The organism is Amycolatopsis sp. NPDC033938, assembly GCF_055575975.1.
Genome location: NZ_JBVIRO010000010.1, coordinates 234,250 through 259,205, shown reverse-complemented (window position 1 = coordinate 259,205; position 24,956 = coordinate 234,250). Strand labels below are relative to the sequence as shown.

Genomic DNA, 24,956 nt, shown 5'->3' with positions numbered 1-24,956 from the left:
ATGACAGAAACCGGAGTCGCGCTCAGACCGGTGTCCGAAGAAGACCTGCCGATGCTCGAAGCGCTCACGAACGATCCGCGGGCCGCGGGCGAGTTCGAATGGCACGGCTGGCACGACCCGCATTTCCTGCGCCGCCGCTGGCACGAGACCGGCATGCTCGCCGCGGACAACGGGATGCTGATGATCGACCTCGACGGCCAGCGGCTCGGTTTCGTCTCCTGGCACAAGACCAGGTCCGGCTCGACGTCGTACTGCTGGAACGCCGGTCTCGTGCTGATCCCCGAAGCACGCGGCCACGGATACGGGACCGAGGCGCAGCGGTCGCTGGTCCGCTACCTTTTCGCGCATACGCAGATGAACCGCGTCGAGGCGTCGACGGAAGCGGGCAACGTCGCCGAGCAGCGCTCCCTGACCAAGGCGGGCTTCACCCGCGAAGGTGTGCTGCGCGGCTACGCCTTCCGGGACGGGGCCTGGCGCGACCACGTCCTCTATTCGATGCTGCGGTCCGACCTGGACGGGGGCTGAAAGCGTCCTTCACCGCATGCCATGCGGTGAAGGACGCTTTCGCCGCGTCTCATGCGGGGAAAGTCCCCTTCAGCTCACGCGACCTTCGGCTTACACGATGGTGCCCGCGGCCTTGAGCCGCTCGACACCCTCGGCGTCCACCCCGAGTTCGGCGAGGACGCCGGCGGTGTCCGCGCCCTTGGGCCGCGGCGGTTCCGGCGTCTCGGCCGGGGTGCGGTCGAACCTCGGCGCGGGCGCGGGCTGCACCACTCCGCCGATGTCGACGAACGTCCCGCGCGCGACGTTGTGCGGATGCGACGGCGCCTCCCCCGGCGCGAGCACCGGCGTCAGGCACGCGTCGGTGCCCTCGGCCTTCGCGACCAGTTCGTCGCGGGTGTGCTTCGCGACGGCTTCGGCGACGATCTTGCGCAGCTTCGGCCACTCGTTCTTGTCGACGTGGACCGGGGTCTCCTCGGGATCGAGCCCGAGGACCTTCACCAGGTCGCCCCAGAACCGCATCTCGATCGCGCCGATGGCGACGTACTTGCCGTCGGCGGTCTCGTAGGTGTCGTAGAACGGCGCGCCGCCGTCGAGCATGTTCTCGCCGCGTCCGCCCGGCCAGAGCCCGGAGTTCAGCAGTCCGTGCAGGCTGGTGGTCAGCAGGGCCGCACCGTCCACCATGGACGCGTCGACCACCTGTCCCTTGCCGGACGACTGGCGTTCGAACAGCGCCGCCAGTACGCCCATCGCCAGCAGGAGGCCACCGCCGCCGAAGTCGCCGACGAGGTTGAGCGGCACCACCGGCCGTTGCCCGGCGTGCCCGATGGGTTCGAGCGCGCCGGAGATGCCGATGTAGTTGATGTCGTGCCCGGCCACGGTGGCCAGCGGCCCGTCCTGGCCGTAACCGGTCATCCGGCCGTAGACCAGCCGCGGGTTGCGGGCGTGGACCTGCTCCGGCCCGATGCCCATCCGCTCGGCCACCCCGGGGCGGAAACCCTCGATGAGCACGTCGGCGTCGTCGGCGAGTTTCAGCACCAGTTCGACCCCCTCGGGGGTCTTGGTGTTGATCCCGATCGAGCGCCTGCCCCTGGCGAGCGGATCGTTCGGGAAGCCGATCACGTCGTTGCCCGGTGTCGCCCGGTCGACCCGGATGACGTCCGCGCCGAGATCGGCGAGGATCGTGCAGGCGAACGGGGCCGGGGCGAGCCCGGCCAGTTCGACGACCTTGAGCCCGCTCAGCGGGCCGGCCTTCTTCGCCACGTCTTTCCTTTCTACGCCAGCGGATCACTCAGAGCGTGCGGGAGATGATTTCCTTCATGATCTCGCTGGTGCCGCCGAAGATCCGGGAGATCCGGATGTCGGCCCAGGCACGCGCGATCGGGTATTCGGACATGTAGCCGTAGCCGCCGAAGAGCTGCAGGCAGTCGTCGACGACCTTGTTGACCCGCTCGGTGGTCCACAGCTTCGCCATCGCCGCGCCCTGCACGTCGAGTTCCTTGCGCAGATGGCGTTCGATGCACTGGTCGAGGAACGCGCGGGACACCGCGGCCTCGGTCGCGGCCTCGGCGAGTTTGAACTTCGTGTTCTGGAAGTTGTAGATCGGGCGGCCGAAGGCCTGCCGGTCCTTGGTGTAGGCGATGGTCTGGTCGATCGCGGCCTCCATCCCGGCGACCGCGGTGACGGCGATGATCAGCCGTTCCTGCGGAAGCTGCTGCATCAGCTGGATGAAGCCGAGGCCTTCCTGCTCACCGAGGAGGTTGGCGGCGGGAACGCGGACGTCGTCGAAGTTCAGCTCCGCGGTGTCCTGGCCTTTGAGGCCGATCTTGTCGAGGACGCGGCCGCGGCTGAAGCCCGGGGTGTCGGTCTCGACGGCGATCAGCGAGACACCCTGCGCGCCCGCGTCCGGATCGGTCTTCACCGCGACGACCACGAGATCGGCGTGGAAACCGTTGGTGATGAACGTCTTCGCGCCGTTGATCACGTAGTGGTCGCCGTCGCGTACCGCGCGGGTCTTGATGCTCTGCAGATCCGATCCCGTGCCGGGTTCGGTCATCGCGACCGCGCCGACCATCTCACCGGAGGCGAACTTCGGCAGCCACGCCTTCTTCTGCTCTTCGCCCGCGTACTCGAGGATGTAGTGCGCGACGATTCCATTGTGGACGGTGACACCCCACGCGCTGTCGCCGGAGCGGGCCTGCTCTTCGTAGAGCACGGCTTCGTGGGCGAACGTGCCGCCGCCACCGCCGTACTCCTCCGGGATGGACAGTGCCAGCAGGCCGACTTCGCCCGCCTTGGTCCAGAGCTCTCGGTCGACCTTCTTCTCGGCCGCCCAGCGCTCCTGGTTCGGCACGAGTTCCTTCTGGCAGAAGGTCCGGGCGAGGTCCCGGAGGTCTTCGAGCTCCGTCGTGCTCCACGAACTCTTCTGGATCTGCAAGGGCACGGCCAACGCCTCCTGATCAGGACCTGGAAAACATGACGCTTAGGATGTAAGTTCCAACCGGAATGTACATCCGTACCGAGCTGCACGTAAAGGGGGTCGAGGTTCGATGGCCGTACTGGGCAAGACCCACCGGACACAGGCCGAGCGCCGCGAGCAGACCAGGACCGCCCTGCTCGACGCGACCATCGACTGCCTGGTCGACCTCGGGTACGCGCGCACCTCGGTCCAGGAGATCTGTGCCCGCGCCGGCGTGTCGAAGGGCGCCGTGCAGCACCACTTCTCGGCGAAGGCCGAGCTGATGGCGGCCGCCGTCGAGCATCTGACCGGGAAACTGCGCGGACGGCTGGCCGCGTCGATCGCCGCGCTCCCCGGCGGCGCATCGGGGGTCGCGGCGGCGATCGACCTGCTGTGGGAGGGCTATTCGGGCACGCTGTCGACGGCCGCCACGGAACTGTGGGTCGCGGCGCGGACCGACCCCGAACTGCGCGAGGCGATCCGCCCGGTCGACCGCGCGCTCGGCCGCTCGACGCTGGAGCACATCACCTCGATCGCCGGGGAGCTGCCGAAGGAACGCGCGGAGATCCTCTTCTGGCTGACCGTGAACCTCACCCGGGGCCTCGCGCTGGACGCCGAACTCGGCGGTGACCCGAAACGGCGACGGCAACTGCTCGACGAATGGAAGCGGGTCGCGGTGATGTTGTACGAGGACGCGTCCCCGTAGGCTGCCGCCATGGGGAGATCGACGGCGTTCGCCGCACTGACCACGGCCGTTCTCATGCTCACCGGCTGCGCGGCGACGCCATCACCGGACACCCCGCCGCCCACCTCGGCGGCCCCGCCCCCGACAGGGCCCCTGACGCTGCGCGAAGCGCTCGGCGACCCCGCGACGGTGGACTTCTGTGGCCTGCTGGACTTCTCCGAGATCGAGAAGACGACTTCTCCGCTGTCCGAACCGACGCTCAGCATGGGCGCCTGCTCGTTCCAGATCAGGATCGCGGGATCCGCGGCCCTGATCAGTTTCGGCTTCCCGGACGACCGGGCGAAGGAACGCCTGGCGACCGCCACCCCGGTCACCGAGCCGTCGCTCCCCCGAGGTCTGCGCGTGGTCCGTTCGGATCTTCAAGGCCAGCCTCTTCTCCACCTGCTCTTCACCGACGATTCCTCGTTGCGGATCGGCACGTTCTTCGAAAACCGGGAAGCGGCCGGACCGGAGGTGCTGACCGTGGCCACGAAGATCCTGGACGGTGTCGCCCGGTCACTCGCGACGGGGAAGCAGGCGAGGCATCTCGAATACCGCGATGGCTCGCTGGCCCGGCTGGACGCCTGCTCCGCACTGTTGTCCGGCACCGAGGTCTCCGCGCGGCTGGGCGAGGCGGTCTCCGGGAAAGGCGATCTCTCCGGCCACCAATGCCTTTGGGGTGACCAAGGCGCGCCACGGCTCGTCCGGATGGAATTCGGCCTCGGCCCGCATCCGAAGGCCGCCGGGGACGTACAAGAGGAGCGCCTGGGCGGGCGCCGGTCCTTCGTCCAGGAGGTCTCCGGCGGCTGCACGGTGCTCACGAGCCACATCGGCGGACCCGACCCGGAGCGGGACCAGGTCGAGCACGCCATTCTCGCCGTGCAGGCACCGGACGCGTGCCGCGTCGCGCGGGAACTGGCGGCCATCGCCTGGCCGAAACTCCCCGCGTAGCACGCGCGGAGATCGTTCACCAGAGCACAGGTGACACTTATCTCCACGGCCGATTCGTGGTGGAATTCCTTGCTGGACAACAGAACCGGCGGAGGAGCCCACCATGAGCGCGCCGCAGCAGCAGCCGTACCAGCCGACTGGTCCGTTCGGCGCAATGCAGCCCGTCCAAACTCCCGTGGCCGCACCGCGTCCGCCGTCCGACGCGCGGCTCCCCCGGTTGTTCGCCGCGATGATGGGCGTTTTCGCCGGGCTGCTGGTCCTGGTCGCCACCTTTCTTCCGCAGTCGACCTATGAGCAGATCTCCGAAGGCAAGACGGTGTCGAAATTCGCCGAGACCGGGTGGGCGCGGTCCTTCGACATCGAACCCTCGGCGGAGGAGAAGGAGTTCTACGACAAGACCCATGTCGCCCGGTACGGCATCCCGCTGTCCGCCGCGGCGCTGACGCTGTTCGCCGGGGCCGCGGTGGGCTTCGCCTCGTACCGGCGGAATTCGGGTTCGCCCGCGGCGACGACGTCGAGGACACTGCTGATCGCCGGCGGGGCCGGCACCGCGATCGGCGTCTGGATGCTCGGCATGGACATCTCGGCGAGCCTGAGCTTCGGCCAGGACACCGGCCGGTTCGTCTCGCGCTACGGCACCGGGGGCGGATTCTGGATCCTGCTCGCGGGCGGACTCGTGGCGTTGCTCACCATCGTCCTGGCGATCGTGGCCAATCGCCGGGAGCCCGTGTCGCCCCCTCAGGCCCCTTATCCGGTCGCCTATGCTCCTTACCCACCGAGCGTCCCTCAGCAGCAGTATCCGCAGCAACCGCCACCTCAGGCCTATGAGCCGCCGTCTCCTCCGACACCACCGGCGGGGTCGGCGTTGCAGCAGCAGGACATCCTGCGCCCGTCCCCCGACAATCCGCCCCAACCCGGCAATATGTGAAACTTATTCATATCAGCGCTGGACAGTCTCCATACCGGCAGTATGCTGTACTCGTCGGTAACACCTGGGCTCTGCGTGGCGCCTCCCGGCTCCACGCCGCATGGAACGGAGACGGCATGACGAGCACGACACCGGCGAGCGCGAGCCAGCACACCGAAGGCCCGGCGACCATCGGCGGCGTCCCCGGCGCCCCGGCCGCGGCGAGGGCGGAACGGCTCGTGCGGCGGGTCGTGGGCGGCAAGGACTCCGCGCCGGTCCAGATGCGCGCCCCGTTCACCGGACAACCGATCGCGACGCTCCCCCAGGCCACCGACGCCGACGTCCGCGCCGTCTTCGACCAGGCGCGGGAGGCGCAGCGCTCGTGGGCCGAACGCTCGGTCGAAGACCGCCAGCGCATCCTGATCCGCCTGCACGACCTCGTTTTGAAGCGCCAGGAAGAGGCGCTCGACCTGGTGCAGATCGAGGCGGGCAAAGCGCGGATGGACGCCTTCGACGAAGTCAGCGCCACCGCGCTCGTGGCCGCCTACTACGGCAAGCACAGCGCGAAGATCCTTTCGCCGCGTCGTGCCGCCGGGCTGATCCCGGTGCTGACGAAGGTCGGCGAGCTCCGGCACCCGAAGGGCGTCGTGGGGATCATCTCCCCGTGGAACTACCCGCTCGCGCTCACCGCGATGGACGTCCTGCCCGCCCTCGCGGCGGGCAACGCCGTCGTGCAGAAGCCGGACAACCAGACCGCGCTTTCGGCGCTGTGGCTGCAGGAGATCGCCGAGGAGGCGGGGCTGCCCGCCGGCGTCTGGCAGATCGTGCTCGGCCGCGGTTCACGGATCGGTGACGCGCTGGTCGAGGAATCGGATTATCTGTGCTTCACCGGATCCACGCCGACGGGTAAGGGTCTCGCCGCGAAGGTGGCGGAGCGGCTGACGAGCTACTCGCTGGAACTCGGCGGCAAGAACCCGATGATCGTGCTGCCCGACGCGGACATCGCCAAGACCGCCGCGGGCGCGGTGACCGCGTGCTTCTCCTCCGCGGGCCAGCTGTGCGTTTCCGTCGAACGGATCTACGTCCACGAGTCCATCCGCGAGGAGTTCACGCGCGCCTTCGTCGCCAAGACCGCCGCGCTGCGGCTCGGGGGCGCCCTCGACTACCAGGCGCAGATGGGTTCGCTGACCTCGGAAGACCAGCTGGCGACCGTGTCGGCGCACGTCGAAGACGCCCGGTCCAAGGGCGTGAAGGTGCTCACCGGCGGTAAGGCCAGGCCCGACCTCGGCCCGCTGTTCTACGAGCCGACCGTGCTCACCGACGTCACCGAGGACGTCAAGCTGTTCGCCGAGGAGACCTTCGGTCCGGTCGTGTCGATCTACGGCTACACCGACGTCACCGAAGCGATCGAGCGCGCCAACGACACGCAGTTCGGGCTGAACGCGAGTGTCTGGTCGCGCAACGGCCGCGCGGGCTGGGAGGTCGCGGCGCGGCTGAAGGCCGGGACCGTCAACGTCAACGAAGGCTTCGCGGCGACCTTCGGGACCGTGGGGCTGCCGATGGGCGGGATGAAGGAGTCCGGCGTCGGGCGGCGTAACGGTGCCGAAGGGCTGCTGAAGTACACCGAGGCCCAGGCGATCGCGCTGCAGCGCGGGATGCCGCTGCGCCCCGGCCGCGGCATCCCGCCGAAGCTGTGGGCGCGAGCCCTGAGCGCCAGCCTGAAGGTCCTCCGCCGCCTCCCGCGCCGCTGATTTCCCCTGCGTTCAGTCCTCTGGATGCGGTGGTTGCGTCCGCGAGTACCGCATCCAGAGGACGAAACGCGGGTCAGGAAGAGGTCGGGGCGGCCAGCAGGCCCCGGTCGTAGGCGATCGCGACGGCTTCGGCCCGGCGGCTCGCGCCGAGCTTCGCCATCACGCGCGAGAGATGGACGCTCACCGTCTTCTCGCTGATGTACAGCTCCTCGCCGACCTGACGGTTGGTCCGGCCGAGCGCGACCCGCTCCAGCACGTCCCGTTCGCGGTCGGTGAGCGGGTCGACGACGTCGCGACGCGGAGCCGCGGGCTCCCCGGGCAGTTCGACGCGTGCCCGGTGGCTCAGCTCCCGGACGGCTCCCCGCAGCGGGCAGGCACCCAGCCGGTCGGCGACCGCGTACGCGGCCAGCAACTCGGACGCGGCCAGCTCGGTGTCGCCGTCGGAAGCCAGCAGGGATTTCGCGTGCTGCAGACGGCACATCGCCTGCTCGTACACCGCGCCGTACCCGAACGCCTCGACCGCTTTCGCCCACAACGCCGGCTCCCCCGCGCCGTGCAGACAGGCGCCCAGCGCCTCCAGCCGGGCGAGCCACGCCAGGGCCTCCGGGCCCAGCTGCACCGAACGCGGGATGCCGTGTTCGGCGCACCGGCGCCCGTGGGCGAGCATCTTCTCGCCCGACGCCACCGCGGCCTCCACCATCGCCAGATCGCCCCGGACCCGCGCTTCGGCGGCTTGCGCGACGGCGGCCGCGAGGCCGTGCACGCTGATCCGGATCCCGCCGAGCACCGCCGGTTCGACCTCTTCGAGCCAGTCGATCAGCTCACGCGCCTGGCGCACCGCGCCCGCGTGGTCCCCTCGCCACGACGCGAGCTGGATCGCCGCGTCACCCGACGCCAGCGCGATCGAATAGTCCGCGCTCCAGTGCTGTCGCAGACTGGGCAGGATCTTGTCCGCGTCCTCGAACCGGCCCCGGCCGACGACGAACTGCGCCCAGATCCCCAGGAACCGTCCCGCGACGACACTCGAAACCCCGCGGCCCGCGCGGCCGGCGTCGTCGTCGTCCGGCCAGTCCCCGCTGACATACCGCAGCGTGAGGTGCTTGGTCCGCAGCTCGATGCCGAACGAGCTCCAGGTCAGCCCGGTCTCCTTGGCCCGCTGGATGCCCTTGGCGTAGTACTTCAGCGCGGAATGGATCTCGGCCCTGTCGTCGTAGCTCAGCCCGAGGAAGTGCAGCGCCCGCAGTTCGCCGTTGAGCGCGCCGGAATCCCTGGCCTTCCGCTCGGCCTCGCGCAGCCGCTCCCGTGCCTCCTCGACGTCGCCCGCCGAATCGGCCAGCGTCCCGAGCGAGACCAGCGCCGCCGCCTCCGCCCCGTCCGCGCCGACGGCCCTGGCGTCGGCGACCGCGGCCAGCGCGCACTGCAGCGCTTCGTCGGGCCTGTCGATCAAGCGCAGGATCCCGGCACGGGTGGCGAGCACCCAGGCCCGCGCGGAACTCGCCTCGGTGTGTTCGACCAGCTCCCAGGCCTTGTCGATCGCGTCGACGACCTCGTCCAGCGTGCCGTCGACCGAGAGCAGCGCCTCCGCGTGCCGTCGCCAGACCTTGGCCGCCCGCTCGTTGCCGACGCCGGGGCCGAGGGCCTCGGTCGCGGACCGCGAATAGGCGACCGCGCGTTCCGGCTCCCCCGACGTGCTCGCGAAGTACGACGCCTCGTGCAGGAGGCGGAGTTCGTCGACGTCCGACGGCCGGTCCGCGGCGGGTACGGCGTCCCAGATGGACAGTGCCTGCTCGACGTGCCGCAGCGCGGAACCGGGCGCGCCCAGTTTCTCCGCCTCGTCCATCGCGTGCAGCGACGCGGCCAGCGCGGTGACGAAGTCCTTGCTCTCCAGGCTGTGGTGCGCGAGCCGCGCGTACTGGCCCCGGCTCTGGGTCCGGTTCCGGATGCGCGCCGCGTACGCCGCGTGCATCCGCACCCGCTCCCCGGGCAGCAGGTCGCCATAGACCGCTTCCTGCAGCAGCGCGTGGCGGAAGGTGTAGAAACCGTTCTCGATCACCAGGACGTGATGCTGCACCGCCTCGCGCAGCGCCTCGTCGAGTTCGAGTTCGTCCAGCCCGGAGATCTCGGCGAGCGCGGCGTGCGCCACCGAGTCCTTGGCGACCGAGACCACGCGCAGCACCCGGCGCGTGGTCTGGGAAAGCTGTTCCACCCTGGCGAGGAGCACTTCGGCCAGCCCGGCGGGGAGATCGCGGCAGTCCTTCGCGGAGGCGAGCAGCTCTTCGACGAAGAACGGATTGCCTTCCGACCGGGAGACGATGTCGGCGATCAGATCCTGGCCGATCGGCTCGTCGGCCAGCGCCTCGACGAAGGCACGCGCGTCCTCGGCGCCGAACGGCTTGACCTCGACACGTTCGACCGCGCCCAGCCGCACCACCTCGGACAGCAGCGCCCGGAGCGGATGCCGCCGGTGGACGTCCTCCTCGCGATAGCTCGCCACCACCAGCAGGCGCTGGGTGCGCAGCCTCGTCAGCAGGAAGGACAGCAGGTTCCTGGTGGAACCGTCGGCCCAGTGCAGATCCTCCAGCAGGATCACCACGGGCCGGCGCTGAGCGATGACGGTCAGCACCCCCAGTACCGCGTCGAACAGCTGGAGCTGGCCGAGGTCCTGTTCGGGCCCGAGCCGTTGCGTCGACACCCGTTCGCTCGCGGTGAGCTGACCGTCTTCGATGGCGGGGTAGTCCTCCGCCTGCTGCATCTGCGGGAGCAGCCTGCCCAGCGCCGGCCGGGCCCGGACCGCGGCGGTGACCGCGGGATCCGAGGTCGTCGCCAGGGGCGCCAGCGCCTCGGCGAACGGAAGATAAGGGAGCCCGCCTTCGCGGACGTCTATACAGCGCCCGGTGAGCACCAGGGCGCCCGTGCCCGCGGCGAATTCGCCGAGCGCGGTCAGCAGACGGGTCTTGCCGACACCGGCGTCACCGGAGAGCAGCACCGCGCCGGCCTCGGCCCGTTCTGCACGGGCGAAGGCGGCGCGGAGCTGCCGCATCTCCTGAGTGCGGGCGACGATCGGGATTCCGGAGCCAAGACGGGGCACGAGGTGCATTCTTGCCTACCGGACCGACAACTTCGCCTGGGTTTTCACCGAGAGCTTCATCGCACTCGGCCTCTACCGGGTGATCTCACCGCTGCGAGCGGGCATCTGCCCGGCTTCGCGGCGCTGCTGGACGGGCACCCGGACTTCGGCTCGGTGCGCCCGGACCCGCTTGGACGCCCGCCGAGCCCGGTCGACCCAGACACTGCGGCCCGCCTTTTGCAGCTCTTCCCGCCGGTAGGCCACCTCGGCCAGTACTCCGACGAGCATCGCGTCATTGCTGTGCATCACGTTTCCCCTTAGGAACTCACTACCTGGTTTGGTAGTGACCAGATTCGTCCTGAGGGGTGCCTCGCGGCATCGGGTGATCACCTACACCCGGACGTGATTCGACCCCTTACTCCCGCCCATCCCCTGCTCGGGGGGCGTAAGGGGTCGAAGTTCAGCGTCTCTAGTCGTGAGCCGGGCCACTCTGGCGCACCGCGCCGAGCAGCCCACGCCAAGCGTGCGGCGAAAGACGGAAGGCTCCTCCTTCGGGATCCTTCGAGTCCCTCAGCGCGGCACCGGAACCGGTGAAGGCGACCTCGACGCAGTCGTTGCCGCCACCGCTGTGGCTGCTCTTCCGCCAGTGGGCCTGGGAAAGATCATCGTTGGGCGTCATGCTCCCCGCTCCTTACTTGTTTCCAGGGACCTCGAGCACACCGAGGTCTCGATACTGCGGTGTATTCGGGAGGGCCGCCTGTTCGGCGAACCTTCCGGCGGCCTCGGCGATCACCTCGACCGAGTCGTCCGGTTTCAACGCGGCGGCACGGAGATGGTCGAACATCAACGCGTATCGCCGGACGTCCGGGGGTTCCTCCAGGTAGAGCCCGCTGGAGGTGCTGTCGACGTAGACCACGTCGGTATCGGCCAGTTCGGGGAAGCCCATGATGAGGAACGGACCCTCCATCCCGGGATGGGCACCCGCGCCGAACGGCACGATCTGGATGGTCACGTTCGCCCGCCCCGCCATCGCGACCATCCGGTACAGCTGTTCCGCCATCACCTCGGCACCGTCGACCGTGCGATGCAGGACCGCTTCGTCCATCACCGCCCAGTACTCCGGCGGCGAAGGGTCCGTCAGCAGTTCCTGCCGCGCCATCCGCGCCGCCACCCGGCGCCTGACCTCGGCTTCCTCGGCGTCGGGCCGCATCGCCCTGATCACGGCCCTGGCGTAGCGCTCGGTCTGCAGCAGTCCCGGCACGAGCAGCGCCTGGAACGCGCGCAGGGAACTCGCGTCCGCCTCCAGGCCGACGAAGGTGCCGGTGAACACCTCGTTGTACGCGTGCCACCAGCCGCGTTTGCGCGCTTCCCTGGCCAGCTGGACGAGCGCCTCCTGCTCGTCGCCCGCGATGCCGTACAGCTCGAGCATGTCGCGCGCGTCGCGCGGGGTGACACCGACGTGGCCCGTCTCGATGCGGCTGACCTTCGACGCCGAACATTCGAGCTTCTCGCTCACCTCGTCGATGGTGAGATCGGCCGCCTCACGCAACCGCCTCAGTTCGCTCGCCAGTCTCCGGCGGCGCACGGTGGGCCCTTGACCCCTCGTCATCACGGCACCTCCACAGGGCTGTCCGAGCTACACCGATCGCGACACGGCGAGTAGAACGGTGTTCGCCGAACCTCGCACGAAGCACATCTAACCAGCCCGAGACACATTCGGTGAGATGGTCACAGGACCATTTTCCGACACTTCCGGATTTTCATCCTGCAATTTGCAGATTGCCGTTGTAGGTTGAGCATCGTGCAACGCGGTACGCCCGCCTTCACCGGCGGTCGCGCATCCGCTCGCGGCACGGGCGCGGGGCCGCGAGCTGCACCGATGGGACTCCGGAAGGATACCCGTCGAAGCCGGATTCACCCCCGGTGCAGGGCCGGAGCCGTCCCCCGATCGGTTCCGGCCCTCCCTTTATGCCCGCGGCCATTACTTAATGCTCTGGCTCCAGATGTTAATGCGTTTCGCCATTCCCTCTAAAGGGTGGACGAAACGCCCTCTGATGCGGAACGTCACCGTTCACACCACCCGGAGAAGGCCCTCCTGCACCACGGTGGCGATATGCGTCCCGTCCGCGGCGAAGAACCGGCCCGTCGCCAGCCCACGGGCACCCGAAGCGGTCGGCGACGCGGAGTCGTAGAGGAACCATTCGTCGGCCCGGAACGGGCGGTGGAACCACAGCGCGTGGTCGAGGCTGGCGCCGAGCACCTTGTCGAGGTCCCAGTAGACGCCGTGCCGCGCGAGGACCGAGTCCAGCAACGTCATGTCGGAGGCGTAGGTCAGGACGCAGACGTGCAGCAGCTGCTGGTCCGGGAGCTTGCCGTCGGCCCGCATCCAGACCTGGTTCCTGGCGGGGCGCTCACCGGACTTCCGGGTCACCCACGGCGGATCGTTGACGTAGCGCAGGTCGATCGGGCGCGGCCGGTCGAGGTGGCCCATGAGGTAGCCCTCGGCGCGCTCCTGCAACGTCGGGAGCGACTCGGGATCGGGCACGTCCGGCATGGTCTCGGAGTGCTCGATGCCGCCCTCGTCCTTCTGGAACGACGCCGACAGCGAGAAGATCGCCTTGCCGTGCTGGATGCCCACGACCCGGCGAGTGGTGAACGAACGGCCGTCGCGGATGCGGTCGACCTCGTAGACGATCGGGACACTCGGGTCGCCGCCGCGGATGAAGTAGGCGTGCAGCGAGTGGACCTTCCGCTCCTCGGGCACCGTCCGGCCGGCGGCGACCAGCGCCTGCCCCGCGACCTGCCCGCCGAACACGCGCACCGGCGAATGGGCCGGTGAGACGCCGCGGAAGATGTTCTCTTCGATCTTCTCCAAGTCCAGCAGCGCGACCAACCGGTCGAGCACGGGCTGACCGCCCACTCCGCCGGTGGTGTCGAATCCGGCCGCGGCCTCCCTGGCCATCTCAGTCATGTCATGGACTTTAGGCCGTAAGGGTGCCCTGGGCCCCCGTCAGGCGGGACGTTTGTCGCGAAGGCCACCTTCGGGACTTGTCGGGTGGGCTTCCGTGGTCCGGGTTGGGAGGGAGCGCGGGCCGTCGTGAGTGGTAACGACGGTTCTGGCCAAGGGTGTTTCGGATACCTACGGTGGGACGGCCCGGGAGGCCGTCGCGAGCCTCAGCAGCAGCACTGGTCACACCGGCTGCGGCGATCATCGAGTCCATGAACCAGGGCAAAAGACGCCATGAAAGGTCCTTTCCTTGCGAAATTTGCAAGGAAAGGACCTTTCATGGCACAGCCGAGGGCCACGCGCGTGCGGTGACCGGCGTCAGGCGTGGTCGTCCTCGCCGAGACGGTGCACCCGGATGAGGTTGGTCGAGCCGACCGTTCCCGGCGGGGAACCGGCGACGATGACCACGAGGTCACCCTTGGCGTACTTGCCCATTTCGAGCATCGCGTGGTCGACCTGCTGGATCATCTGGTCGGTGGAACCGACCTTCGGCACGATGCGGGTGGTGGTGCCCCAGGTCATCGCGAGCTGGCTGCGGACGCTCTCCTCCGGCGTGAACGCCAGCAGCGGCAGCCGCGTGTGCAGCCGCGCGAGCCGCCGGACCGTGTCACCGGACTGGGTGAAGGCGACCAGCGCCTTGGCGTTCAGCCGCTCGCCGATGTCGCGGGCGGCGTAGGAGATGACGCCGCGCTTGGTGCGCGGGACGTGCGACAGCGGCGGCACGACCGGGGAGTCGGTCTCGACGGCCTCGATGATCCGGCCCATGGTCTGGACGACCTCGATGGCGTAGCGGCCGACGCTGGTCTCGCCGGAGAGCATGAGGGCGTCGGCGCCGTCGAGCACCGCGTTGGCGACGTCCGAGGCCTCCGCGCGGGTCGGGCGGGAGCTGTTGATCATCGATTCGAGCATCTGCGTCGCGACGATGACCGGCTTCGCGTTCTCGCGGGCGATCTGGATGGTGCGCTTCTGCACCAGCGGGACCTGCTCCAGCGGGAGTTCGACACCGAGGTCACCACGGGCGATCATCACCGCGTCGAAGGCCAGCACGATGGCTTCGAGGTTGTAGACCGCTTCGGGCTTCTCGATCTTCGCGACCACCGGGAGGCGGCCCTTGCCCACGCGGTCCATCACCTGGTGGACCAGGTCGATGTCGGCGGGCGAGCGGACGAACGACAGCGCGATGAAGTCCACGCCGAGTTCGAGCGCGAACTCGAGGTCCTCGATGTCCTTTTCGGACAGCGCCGGCACGGAGACGTCCATACCCGGCAGGGAGACACCCTTGTTGTTGCTGACGGGGCCGCCTTCGGTGACCTCGCACACGACGTCCGGGCCGTCGACCTCCTTGACCACGAGGCCGACCTTGCCGTCGTCGACCAGCAGGCGGTCACCGGGCTTCGCGTCGTCGGCGAGTCCCTTGTAGGTGGTCGAGACTCGGTCGTGGGTGCCCGCGACGTCCTCGACGGTGATCCGCACGATGTCGCCGTTGTGCCACTCGACCGGGCCGCCGGCGAAGGTGCCGAGACGGATCTTCGGCCCCTGAAGGTCAGCGAGGATGCCCACCGCGCGGCCGGATTCGGCGGCGGCGGACCGGATGAGGTCATAGACCTGCTTGTGGTCGCTGTGCGTCCCGTGACTGAAGTTCATCCTCGCGACGTCCATCCCGGCGTCGACGAGTTGCCGCATCTTCTCCGGCGTAGCGGTCGCGGGGCCCAGGGTACAAACGATCTTCGCGCGTCGGCTCACGTTCGTACAGCGTAGTCCCTCATCGGTGATCCGTCTTTACCGATACCGAAAGTTCAAGAAAAGTGTCAGTTCACCTGGAGGATGGACAACCACCGAACAGGGTTCGACGGTTATCGGCGCGGCTTCTCGCTCGGCCCGACCCGGTCTCGCGCCCACTCGTTGAACGCCCGCACCTGCCGCCACGCCTTCCGCACGCGATCGAGCGCACCCCGCTCGTGCAGGACGTCGTCCGGCTCCCAGCCCCGGACGGCGTACACCGAGCGGTACTTCAGCAGGTCGATGCGCGGGTGATCCTCGGCGAAGCCCCGCGGCTTGGACTTGAGGCGATCGCCCTTGATCTCCCAGCCCGCCTTCTCCAGCTTGGCGAGCAGCTTGGCCAGTTCGGTGCCGTGGACTTCGGTGTCGACGGCCCTGCGGAAGCGCGCGAGCTGGTCGGACTCGAAGTGGAAGCAGCCGCCGCCGACGCGCAGCCCGGCAGGCCCGACCTCGACGTAGTAGGCCCCACCGCCGCGTCCCTGCTCGATCACCGCGCCGCAGTGGGTCTTGTACGGCGTCTTGTCCTTGGCGAACCGGACGTCACGGTACGGACGGAAGACCTTCCCCTCGCCGAAACCGTCCCCGAACTCCGCGACCAGTTCCGCGAGCAGCGCCTCCATCGGCGCGCGGACGTCGGCCTTGTAGGTGGCCAGGTTCTCGTCCCAGTAGGACTTGGAGTTGTCGGCCTCGAGACCGTCGTAGAAGTCGATGGCGTACTCACCGAAACCCTCGAAACCCATGGGGTGACGGTAATCCCCGCCACCGACGGACTCGCGTGAAGGCCCCCTTCCCTCGGCTGAGCCGAGGGAAGGGGGCCTTCACGCGCTTCCCCGCGAGGCTTACTTGGCGAGAGCGGTGATCAGTTCGCCGTCCGGGGTGTCCCCGGACAGTTCCCAGAAGAAGGCGCCGCCGAGACCCTGGTCCTTCGCGTAGGCGACCTTCCCGCCGATGGTCGCCGGGGTGTCGTAGCTCCACCAGTCACTGCCGCATTTGGCGTACGCGGTGCCCGCGACGGTGCCGGTGGCCGGGCACGTGTTCTTCAGGACCTTGTAGTCCTGGATGCCCGGTTCGGTGCCCGCCGCCGGACCGGTCGCGGTGCCGCCAGGGGCCTCCTGGGTGACACCGGTCCAGCCACGGCCGTAGAACCCGATGCCCAGCAGCAACTTGCCCGCCGGGACGCCCTTGCTCTTCAGCTTCTGGATCGCGGCGTCGGAGTGGAAGCCGGCGGTCGGGATGCCCGCGTAGTCGGTCAGCGGCGAATGCGGGGCGGTCGGTCCCTGCGCGGCCCAGGCGCCGAAGTAGTCGTAGGTCATGACGTTGTACCAGTCGAAGTACTGTGCCGCGCCGCCGTAGTCGGCGGCGTCGATCTTGCCGCCGGACGTGCCGTCCGCGGTGATCGCGGCGGTGACCAGCTTCGAGCCGAACTTCGCCCGCAGCGCCTGCGCGAGGTTCTTGATCGCGGCCGCGCCGCTGGCGTCACACGAGAGACCGCAGGCGTTCGGGTACTCCCAGTCGATGTCGATACCGTCGAAGACCCCGGCCCAGCGCGGGTCGTTGAGCAGGTTGTAGCAGGAGTCCGCGAACGCGGCGGGGTTCTTCGCGGCCTCGGCGAATCCGCCGGACCAGGTCCAGCCGCCGAAGGACCACAGCACCTTGAGGTTCGGATACTTGGCCTTGAGCTTCTTCAGCTGGTTGAAGTTCCCGCGCAGGGCGCCCGTGTCCCAGGAGTCCGCCACACCGTCCACACTGGAGGCCGCGTCGTAGAACTTGCTCGTCGCCGCTTCGGCGTCACCGAGGGCGCAACCGCCGTTGGTGACGTTGCCGAACGAGTAGTTGATATGGGTCAGCTTGCTCGCCGAACCCGACGTGTCGATGTTCTTCACATGGTAGTTGCGCTGGTAGACGCCCCATTCGGCGAAGTACCCGAGCACCTTGCCGACCGAAGCGTCCGAAGTGGCCGGTGCCGCGGCGGTCGCCTGCGGTGCCGGCGCGGCGACGGTCAGCGCGCCCAGCGTGACGGCCGCGGCGCCCACGATCGCGGTGAACCTGCTCAGACGGGACATGCGTTCTCCCTTCGAGATCACCGCGAGTGACGAGAAGATCGCGGCGGGACACGCACAAGCTAAGTGGACTAGACCACTCCGTCAATGGTTCAGACCAAGACTTTCGGATGGACATTTTCGAACATTCCTTGACGGAAATATGCCGCACAGGGCACATTTCCCGGATGATGCAGACCTTCGAGATCCTCGCCGAACCACGACGGCGGACCATCCTCGACCTCCTGCGCGACGGCGAACGGTCGGTCAACGAGCTGGTCGAGGTCCTCGAACTGAGCCAACCGGCCGTATCGAAGCACCTGCGTGTCCTACGCGAGGCGGGCCTGGTCACCGTCCGCGTCGCCGCGCAGCGGAGGTGCTACCGGCTCCGGCCGGAGCCGCTCGCGGAGGTCGACGCCTGGCTCGCGCCGTACCGCCGCTTCTGGGAGGGCCGGATCGACGCGCTAGAGCGACACCTCGACGAGGACAGTCAGTGAATAGGTAACGGCTCGAACGTGACACCGGTGGCGGCGGCCCGCTGGACACCCCAGTCGTAGAGCGCCTGGAGTGCGGGGCGTAACCGCTCCCCGTCCTCGGTCAGCCGGTACTCGACGCGCGGCACCCGGCCGTCCAGGCTCTCGCGGCGCACGAGGCCGTCCGCCTCCAGCTCACGCAGGTGCTGGGTCAGCATCTTCTCGCTGACGCCCGGTATCCGTCGCCGCAGTTCGCCGTACCGGTGCACGCCTTCCTTCAGCTGCGACAGGATCACCGGCTTCCACTTGCCGCCGAGGACGTCGACGGCGAGTTCGACCGCGCAGTGGTACCGCTTCATCGCCACTCCCGTTGGTACGCACCGAAAAGTAAGCGGTTGTCCGGAGCGGCCGGTGGTGGTTGCCTTGCCGGACCGGAAGATCACCGCTGAGAGGACAGTACGTGACCGAGACGCCGACGTTGTACGAATGGGCGGGCGGGATGGACGCCCTGCGGCGCCTGACCCGCCTCTTCTACGGCCACGTCCTGAAAGACCCGTTGCTGGAGCCGGTCTTCCGCGACATGGACCCCGGCCACCCCGAGCACGTCGCGGTCTGGCTCGCCGAAGTCTTCGGCGGGCCGGAGACCTACAGCCACGACCACGGCGGCCACCGGCACATGGTCGGACGGCACCTCGGCAGGGCCATCACCGAAGAGCAGCGCCGCCGCTGGGTGAACCTGCTCTTCGACGCCGCCGACGAGGCCGGGCTCCCGGCCGACCCGGAGTTCCGCTCCGCGTTCGCCGCCTATGTCGAATGGGGCAGCAGGCTCGCGGTGATGTTCTCCCAGCCCGGCCGCGAGGTCACCGTTCCCGAGCCGATGCCCAAGTGGGACTGGGGCAACCGCCCGCCGTGGCAGCCGCCGTCGGACTGAGGCGTCATAGTGGGGCGGTCGTGAAAGGAGGCCTCCGTGATCCGGGTGGACGGCCGGACCCTGCGCTGCGCGGACGTCGTGACCGCCGCGAACACCGAGGGTCCGCTGGGCATTGACGTCTCGATCGCCGCGCTGCGCGGCGCGGAAAGCGCGTGGAAACTCGCCGAGGAACTGAGTACGCGCCGGATCGTCTACGGCCGCACCACCGGCGTCGGCGCCAACAAAGAGGACCCGGTCGGCGAGGGAGAGTCGCCGGATCACGGCCTGAGGCTGCTGCGCAGTCACGCGGGTGGCAGCGGCGACGTCATGTCGGCGGGCCAGACCAGGGCGATGATGCTGATCCGGCTCAACCAGCTGCTGGCCGGGCGGTCCGGGCTCAGCCCCGAGCTGATCGGGGCGCTGGCGGACGCCGTCCGGACCGGGGCGCTGCCGCTGGTGCACCGGCTCGGCGCGATCGGCACCGGCGACCTCGCACCGCTCGCGGAGACCGCGCTCGCCCTCACCGGCGAACGGCCGTGGCTGGCCGGGCACGTGCCTCCCGTCCCGGCGCGGGCGGGCGACGCGCTGGCATTCATGAGCAGCAACGCCGCGACGCTGGCCGAAGCGACCCTCGCGGCCATGCGGCTCGACACACTGACGCGAGCGAGTCACGTCGTCGCCGCGCTGACCTACATCGCGCTCGACGGGAACCCGGAGGCCTACGCGACCCCCGTGCACGAGGCCCGGCCGCACGCCGGGCAGGTCGCGTGCGCGGCGGAGATGCGGCGGCTGCTCGGGATGGAGGGCACGCCCCGGCCGGGGCGGCGTATCCAGGACCCGTTCGGGCTCCGGGCGTTCCCGCAGGTGCAGGGCCCCGCACTGGACGCGATCCACTACCTGCGCGACGTGCTCGCGGTGGAGATCAACGCCAGCACCGAGAACCCGATGATCTCGACGGTGCACCAGGACGCCTATCACCACGCGCATTTCCACACCGCGTACGTCTCGACCGCGCTCGACCAGGTCCGCGCGACCATCCACCAGGTCGCCGAGCTGTCGGTGGCCCGGCTTGGGGACCTGGTGGAGCCGGAGTTCACCGGGCTGCGGCCGTTCCTCGCGGCCGGGCCGTCGGGCAGTTCGGGGGTGATGATCCTGGAGTACGTCGCGCACGACGCGCTCACCGAGCTGCGGCAGGCCGCGCTCCCGGCGACGCTGGGCACCGCCGTCGTCTCACGCGGGATCGAGGACCACGCGAGCTTCTCCACCCAGGCCGCGCGGGCGGCGACCGCGGCCGGGACGGCGTACCAGCAGGTGCTGGCGTGCGAACTGGTCGCGGCCGTCCGGGCGCTGCGGATGCGGAAGGCCGAACTCGTCGCCCTGCCCGCGCGAGACGCCTACGAGGCCGCCGCGGCCGTGCTCGACCCGAGTCTCGAAGACCGGCCGCTCACCGAGGACATCGCGCGGGCGGTGTCCCTTTTGGACCCCCTCGCGCTCGTCTGACCCCTGCATTCATCGATCCGTAAGGCAAATATGGCGTGCTGAAGTTGAAGTGGTCGCGGACTCGGCAAAAGAGGACCCACCGCCCTCGCAACCGTCCACACGGGACACTTTCGAAGTACGGGCCCGATTTGGTTACTTTGCAAGGTTCTTCGAGGGGGTCGCGAATGCTAAGTGGGGTTCTATTGAGGGGTAACTCAAGTATGGCATGTCCTGAAGGCCCCCGTTGAGACGTTGAAGGTCTCAACGGGGGCCTTCAGGACATCACGCTTCGACGCTGGAGCAGCGGTGTTCGCGACACGGGCGGCGGGCGCGGACCTCGAGGGAGTATGCACCGCAGAAGTGCCGACCACGACAACCTTGCCTTACTGTTCCCCATGTCGCGTTGGAGACACTGAGCGTCTCCAAGGGGAACCCGCATTTGTGTACCTACGCCTGACCTGGACGAGGGTGGTTCCGCGGGCGTCGTCGCCCGGTCTCACCTCTTGATCAACGGAAGATTCCGGACGCTCAACGGCCGGAATCGTCCCCACCCGGACCGCGTCGGCAACCCGCACAAGCTCCACACCAGTAGGTAGACAAATACGAGTTCTCCACCGCGACATCGGGGCCATGGTCGGCTCCCGACCACGCTTCCCTCCCGGCAGCGAGCATGCCCCTTGCCGAGGGCGCTGACCCCGCGGGGTCAACAGCAGCAACCTCGGCGGGCGAGGGACTGGATCCGGGCGCTCGCGGCGGTGGCGGGCGGCCGGTTCGCGGCGGTCTCGACGGCGTCGAGCATCCGCTGTCGCGTCGCCTTGTCGAGGACGCGGCCACGGGTGATCACCAGGTCGATCTTCGCGACGTTGCGGATGTCGGCGGCCGGATTCGCCTCCAGCAGCACGAGATCCGCCTCCTTCCCCGCCGCGACCGTGCCCGACGTCCGTTCCCTGCCGAGGAACTTCGCCGCGTCGCCGGTGACGGTCTTCAACGCCTGCACCGGTGAAAGCCCCGCCTCGACCAGGAAGGCGAGTTCCTCGTGCAGCCCGCTGCCGGGGAAGGTGTAGGGGTTGAGGCAGTCGGTGCCGCCGATGATCCCGACACCGGCCTCGTGCGCGAACCCGACCAGCCGGAGCGTCTCCTGGTAGTACCGCTCCTGCAGGGCGATGTCCGACGGCGTCTTCGGCGCGAACCGTTCGATGCCCATCGCCCAGCTCTCGCGGATGTCGGCGGGGACGTACTTCAGCCGCGGGTCCCGCTGATGGGTTTCGGCGGGCTGCGTGACGATCCGGTTGATCGTCAGCGTCGGCGAATGCCAGGTGCCGTTGCGCCGCAGCCTGCCGAAATAGGACCAGGCCGCGCTCGGGCTGTACGTGGAGACCGACTCGAACTCCAGACGACGCGCCAGGTTGAAGAAGTCGCGCGGCGCCGCCGGGTCGAAGGGCGTCGCCTTCAACCTGGCGAGGATCTCGTCGCGCCGGGACGAGCAGTGGATGGACACCCCGAAGAAGTGCTCGAAGCTGTGCTGGCCGAGATCGCTCGCGTCGAAGTGGGACACCTTGTACGGCCAGTGCCCCGAGAAACGCAGCCCCTGGTGGCGGACCTCGTCCGCGACCGCGCGCAGGGCGTCGGCCCCGAGGTAGGAGTAGGTCTTGACGAACTCGGCGCCCGCCGCCTTCTCCGCGCGGACGGCCGCGCGCGCCTCGGCTTCGGTCGACACCTTGATCACCGGCGGGCCCAGTAGCGTGACCGGCCCGTCGACTATGCCGCTCCCGACCACGAGACGCGGGCCGAGCAGCTCACCGCGTTCGATCCTGTCCCTGGTCGCGCGGTTCTCCGCGTATCCCCACATCTCGCGGCCACCCGTGACGCCGTGAACCAGGTGCAGCGGCGGGATGATCTCTTCGAGGTCCGCGCCGTGGGTGTGCATGTCCCACAGACCGGGGATGAGGTACTTGCCGCGGCCGTCGATCACCCGCGCGCCACCGGTTTCCGGGACCTGACCGGAGTTACCGACCCAGGCGATCCGGTCGCCGACGAGCACGACCGAGACATCGCGGCGCGGAGCCGAACCCGTGCCGTCGATCAGCGTGACCCGCGTGATGACGACGATCTCGTTCGTGGCCGCCGTGGCCGTACCGGGCAGCAGTCCGGCGAGCGCCGCCCCCGTCCCGCTCGCGGCCAGCCATCTCAGGAACTCGCGCCTGTTGGATCCCGCTCCGGCCATGAGAACCCCGCCCTTCCACCCAGATACCCCAGGTGGCCGATTCAACTCGCCGCGAGGTCGAAGCCGCAAGGTCGGCGAAGGCCCCTTACCCAAGATCAGCACGGGGTAAGGGGCCTTCCTCCGAAAACACCGCTCAGCCGAAGAAGACTTCGGCCTCTTCGTACCGCTCGACCGGAACGGTCTTCAGCTCGGCGGTCGCCTCGGCGAGCTTGACGCGGACGATGTCCGTGCCACGCAACGCGACCATCACGCCGAAGTCACCGTCGGCCACGGCGTCGACCGCGTTGAGCCCGAACCGGGTGGCGAGCACCCGGTCGTAGGCCGTCGGGGTACCGCCGCGCTGGACGTGCCCGAGCACGACCGCGCGGGACTCCTTGCCGGTGCGCGCGGCGATCTCGTCGGCGAGCCAGGTGCCGATGCCACCGAGCCGGACGTGCCCGAAGGCGTCCTTCTCCCCGGTGAGCAGCTTCTCCTCGCCGCCCTCGGGCAGCGCGCCCTCGGCGACGACGATGATCGGCGCGTACTCCTTCTCGAACCGGCGCTCGACCCACGAGACGACCTGGTCGACGTTGAAGTGCCGCTCCGGCACCAGGATCACGCTCGCGCCGCCTGCCAGGCCGGAGTGCAGCGCGATCCAGCCCGCGTGCCGCCCCATGACCTCGACGACCAGGGCGCGGTGGTGCGATTCGGCCGTGGTGTGCAGCCGGTCGATGGCCTCGGTGGCGATCGAGACGGCCGTGTCGAAGCCGAAGGTGTAGTCGGTGGCTCCGAGGTCGTTGTCGATCGTCTTGGGCACCCCGACGACGCCGACGCCGTCGTCGGTGAGCCGCTTCGCGACGCCGAGGGTGTCCTCGCCGCCGATCGCGATGAGCGCGTCGACCTGCTGCTCGGCGAGCACGGCCTTGATCTTGTCGACGCCGCCGTCGACCTTGTACGGGTTGGTCCGCGAGGAGCGCAGGATCGTGCCGCCGCGGGTGAGGATGTCTTCGACGTCGTTCAGGCCGAGCGGACGGCTGTCCCCGGTGAGGGGACCGTTCCAGCCGTTGCGGAACCCGACGATGTCCCAGCCGTGCACCTCGATGCCCTTGCGCACCACAGCGCGGATCACCGCGTTGAGCCCCGGGCAGTCGCCACCGCCGGTCAGCACACCGACACGCATCAGAAGCCTCCGTCTTGTGTTCCGTAGAGATGACAGTCACATGTCCCGACGCCAGCGTAGCGGCAGTTCTCTGGATCGGTGCAGGGCGGACCACCTCGGGAATCGGTCCACGGGCGGCGATGTGCTAGCTTGGCGTCGTGCAGCGCTATTTCTGGTTTACGAAGCCGGCCCCGGGTGGGCACGGCGGCGTGAACCTGCGCTGACGAACCACCCCGAGCCGGAATCACACCGGCTCGGCGAGTTCCCGCGGGTCGGTATCCCTTTCGAAAGGAACCAGACCCGCGATGTCTCCCTCCGCCGACACCCTCATCGCCCTCGACGGCCACCGCACGGCGGCCATCAATCCGCTGCTGTCGCCCGCGATGCTGCGGCACGAGCATCCGATGACGGAAGAAATCGCCGAGACCGTCCTAGCCGGGCGGGCCTCGGCCGTCGACATCCTCGACGGCCGGGACGACCGGCTCCTCGTCGTCGTCGGGCCCTGCTCGGTGCACGACGCGGACGCCGCGCTCGACTACGCCCGCCGCCTCGCCGCGAAGGCCGCAGAGCACCGCCGCGACCTGCACATCGTCATGCGTGTCTACTTCGAGAAGCCGCGCACCACCCTTGGTTGGAAGGGCCTGATCAACGACCCCGGCCTCGACGGCACCTACGAGGTCAACCACGGCTTGCGGATGGCGCGCAAACTGCTGCTCGACGTCTCCGCGCTGGGCCTGCCGGTCGGCTGCGAATTCCTCGACCCGATCACTCCGCAGTTCATCGCCGACACCGTGACCTGGGGTTCCATCGGCGCGCGGACCGCCGCGAGCCAGGTGCACCGGCAGCTGTGCAGTGCGCTGTCGATGCCGGTGGGCATCAAGAACTCGACCGAGGGCGACGTCCAGGTCGCCGTCGACGCCACCCGCGCGGCGGGCGCGAGCCACGTGTTCGCCGGTATCAACCCCGACGGGCTCGCCGCGCTGATCACCACCGCCGGGAACGAGGACTGCCACGTGATCCTGCGCGGCAGTGCCGCCGGGCCGAACTACGACCCCGAGACGGTGACCGACACCCTGGCGCGGCTGGCGAAAGCGGGGCTGCCGGAACGCGTGATCATCGACGCGAGCCACGGCAACAGCGCGAAGGACCACGTGCGGCAGGCCGCGGTCGTCCGCGAGCTCGCCGGGCGGATCGGTGCCGGTGAGCGGGGCATCGCGGGGCTGATGCTGGAGAGCTTCCTGGTGGAGGGTCGCCAGGACCTGACGCTGGGCGAGGCCGCTTCGCTGACCTACGGGCAGTCGATCACCGACGCCTGCCTTGGGTGGGAGACGACGGCCGAACTGCTGGACACGCTGGCGGAGGCCGTCGACTCACGCCGGTGAGGGTGCGGCGGCTGCAAGGAAAGGTCCTTTCCTCGCAAATTTTGCCAGGAAAGGACCTTTCCTCGCAGGGCAGACGGGGGACGCCGGGCTTCGCGTAGGGAGGTTTGGCCCAGTCCGTGAAGGCCTCCTTCACTACCTTGACGGTAGGGAAGGAGGCCTTCACGGA

22 protein-coding genes are annotated in these 24,956 nt (G+C 69.1%); 9 read left to right on the top strand and 13 right to left on the bottom strand.

Translation table 11 applies throughout. From position 1 onward, the window contains the following. Window positions 1–525 carry a GNAT family N-acetyltransferase gene (locus ACZ5ZX_RS25075; protein WP_465504410.1) on the top strand — a complete coding sequence of 175 codons (525 nt, stop codon included), beginning with the start codon at window positions 1–3 and terminating at the stop codon, window positions 523–525. A gap of 90 nt (window positions 526–615) precedes the next feature. On the opposite strand, the gene ACZ5ZX_RS25070 is transcribed toward ACZ5ZX_RS25075, so the two are convergent. Continuing rightward, window positions 616–1,764, bottom strand: coding sequence for a CaiB/BaiF CoA transferase family protein (locus ACZ5ZX_RS25070; protein ID WP_465504409.1), 1,149 nt, complete (start codon window positions 1,762–1,764; stop codon window positions 616–618). Between the two features lie 28 nt (window positions 1,765–1,792). Next, window positions 1,793–2,944: an acyl-CoA dehydrogenase family protein gene (locus ACZ5ZX_RS25065; protein WP_465504408.1), complete on the bottom strand. Its 1,152-nt coding sequence runs from the start codon at window positions 2,942–2,944 to the stop codon at window positions 1,793–1,795. Window positions 2,945–3,050: 106 nt separating this feature from the next. Here ACZ5ZX_RS25065 and ACZ5ZX_RS25060 point away from each other — a divergent pair, with 106 nt between their 5' ends. From ACZ5ZX_RS25060 to ACZ5ZX_RS25045, 4 genes are all read left to right on the top strand, one after another. Further along, entirely contained in the window at window positions 3,051–3,665 is a 615-nt protein-coding gene (locus ACZ5ZX_RS25060; protein ID WP_037304058.1) for a TetR/AcrR family transcriptional regulator, read from the top strand. A 9-nt stretch (window positions 3,666–3,674) separates the two neighbouring features. After that, complete coding sequence (locus ACZ5ZX_RS25055) at window positions 3,675–4,634, top strand: hypothetical protein (RefSeq protein WP_465504407.1); 960 nt, start codon at window positions 3,675–3,677, stop codon at window positions 4,632–4,634. A gap of 103 nt (window positions 4,635–4,737) precedes the next feature. Then, window positions 4,738–5,562, top strand: a complete 825-nt coding sequence (locus ACZ5ZX_RS25050; protein WP_465504406.1) for a hypothetical protein — start codon at window positions 4,738–4,740, stop codon at window positions 5,560–5,562. 116 nt (window positions 5,563–5,678) lie between these two features. Further along, a complete protein-coding gene (locus tag ACZ5ZX_RS25045; protein ID WP_465504405.1) occupies window positions 5,679–7,292 on the top strand; it encodes a succinic semialdehyde dehydrogenase in 1,614 nt (537 codons plus the stop codon). Window positions 7,293–7,365: 73 nt separating this feature from the next. Here ACZ5ZX_RS25045 and ACZ5ZX_RS25040 read toward each other — a convergent pair whose 3' ends face one another. The 8 genes from ACZ5ZX_RS25040 to ACZ5ZX_RS25005 form a co-directional block, all read right to left on the bottom strand. Continuing rightward, window positions 7,366–10,389: a helix-turn-helix transcriptional regulator gene (locus tag ACZ5ZX_RS25040; protein ID WP_465504404.1), complete on the bottom strand. Its 3,024-nt coding sequence runs from the start codon at window positions 10,387–10,389 to the stop codon at window positions 7,366–7,368. Window positions 10,390–10,452: 63 nt separating this feature from the next. Then, complete coding sequence (locus ACZ5ZX_RS25035; protein ID WP_465504403.1) at window positions 10,453–10,665, bottom strand: hypothetical protein; 213 nt, start codon at window positions 10,663–10,665, stop codon at window positions 10,453–10,455. 163 nt (window positions 10,666–10,828) lie between these two features. Next, a complete protein-coding gene (locus ACZ5ZX_RS25030) occupies window positions 10,829–11,038 on the bottom strand; it encodes a DUF397 domain-containing protein (RefSeq protein WP_465504402.1) in 210 nt (69 codons plus the stop codon). Window positions 11,039–11,050: 12 nt separating this feature from the next. Then, window positions 11,051–11,968 carry a helix-turn-helix domain-containing protein gene (locus ACZ5ZX_RS25025; protein ID WP_465504401.1) on the bottom strand — a complete coding sequence of 306 codons (918 nt, stop codon included), beginning with the start codon at window positions 11,966–11,968 and terminating at the stop codon, window positions 11,051–11,053. Window positions 11,969–12,430: 462 nt separating this feature from the next. Continuing rightward, window positions 12,431–13,330, bottom strand: coding sequence for an acyl-CoA thioesterase II (gene tesB, locus ACZ5ZX_RS25020; protein WP_465504400.1), 900 nt, complete (start codon window positions 13,328–13,330; stop codon window positions 12,431–12,433). 354 nt (window positions 13,331–13,684) lie between these two features. Beyond that, window positions 13,685–15,109, bottom strand: a complete 1,425-nt coding sequence (gene pyk, locus ACZ5ZX_RS25015) for a pyruvate kinase (protein WP_037304072.1) — start codon at window positions 15,107–15,109, stop codon at window positions 13,685–13,687. Between the two features lie 110 nt (window positions 15,110–15,219). Beyond that, a complete protein-coding gene (locus ACZ5ZX_RS25010; protein WP_465504399.1) occupies window positions 15,220–15,885 on the bottom strand; it encodes a DUF2461 domain-containing protein in 666 nt (221 codons plus the stop codon). A 99-nt stretch (window positions 15,886–15,984) separates the two neighbouring features. Next, window positions 15,985–17,208, bottom strand: coding sequence for a glycoside hydrolase family 18 protein (locus ACZ5ZX_RS25005; protein WP_465504398.1), 1,224 nt, complete (start codon window positions 17,206–17,208; stop codon window positions 15,985–15,987). 164 nt (window positions 17,209–17,372) lie between these two features. On the opposite strand from ACZ5ZX_RS25005, the gene ACZ5ZX_RS25000 reads away from it, so the two are divergent. After that, window positions 17,373–17,681, top strand: coding sequence for an ArsR/SmtB family transcription factor (locus tag ACZ5ZX_RS25000; RefSeq protein WP_037304077.1), 309 nt, complete (start codon window positions 17,373–17,375; stop codon window positions 17,679–17,681). On the opposite strand, the gene ACZ5ZX_RS24995 is transcribed toward ACZ5ZX_RS25000, so the two are convergent. Then, the gene (locus tag ACZ5ZX_RS24995; protein WP_465504397.1) at window positions 17,675–18,016 is read right to left on the bottom strand and encodes a winged helix-turn-helix transcriptional regulator; all 342 of its coding nucleotides are present in this window, start codon (window positions 18,014–18,016) and stop codon (window positions 17,675–17,677) included. The two genes, ACZ5ZX_RS25000 and ACZ5ZX_RS24995, sit on opposite strands and share 7 nt — an antisense overlap. Window positions 18,017–18,117: 101 nt before the next feature. Here ACZ5ZX_RS24995 and ACZ5ZX_RS24990 point away from each other — a divergent pair, with 101 nt between their 5' ends. Further along, a complete protein-coding gene (locus ACZ5ZX_RS24990) occupies window positions 18,118–18,588 on the top strand; it encodes a group II truncated hemoglobin (protein ID WP_465504396.1) in 471 nt (156 codons plus the stop codon). 36 nt (window positions 18,589–18,624) lie between these two features. Further along, complete coding sequence (locus tag ACZ5ZX_RS24985) at window positions 18,625–20,067, top strand: aromatic amino acid ammonia-lyase (RefSeq protein WP_465504395.1); 1,443 nt, start codon at window positions 18,625–18,627, stop codon at window positions 20,065–20,067. A gap of 682 nt (window positions 20,068–20,749) precedes the next feature. On the opposite strand, the gene ACZ5ZX_RS24980 is transcribed toward ACZ5ZX_RS24985, so the two are convergent. Both ACZ5ZX_RS24980 and ACZ5ZX_RS24975 read right to left on the bottom strand, forming a co-directional pair. Next, window positions 20,750–22,270, bottom strand: a complete 1,521-nt coding sequence (locus ACZ5ZX_RS24980; RefSeq protein WP_465504394.1) for an amidohydrolase family protein — start codon at window positions 22,268–22,270, stop codon at window positions 20,750–20,752. Window positions 22,271–22,403: 133 nt separating this feature from the next. Beyond that, entirely contained in the window at window positions 22,404–23,429 is a 1,026-nt protein-coding gene (locus ACZ5ZX_RS24975; protein WP_044854286.1) for a 6-phosphofructokinase, read from the bottom strand. A 284-nt stretch (window positions 23,430–23,713) separates the two neighbouring features. On the opposite strand from ACZ5ZX_RS24975, the gene ACZ5ZX_RS24970 reads away from it, so the two are divergent. Beyond that, window positions 23,714–24,790: a 3-deoxy-7-phosphoheptulonate synthase gene (locus tag ACZ5ZX_RS24970; RefSeq protein ID WP_465504393.1), complete on the top strand. Its 1,077-nt coding sequence runs from the start codon at window positions 23,714–23,716 to the stop codon at window positions 24,788–24,790. Window positions 24,791–24,956 lie beyond the last annotated feature (166 nt).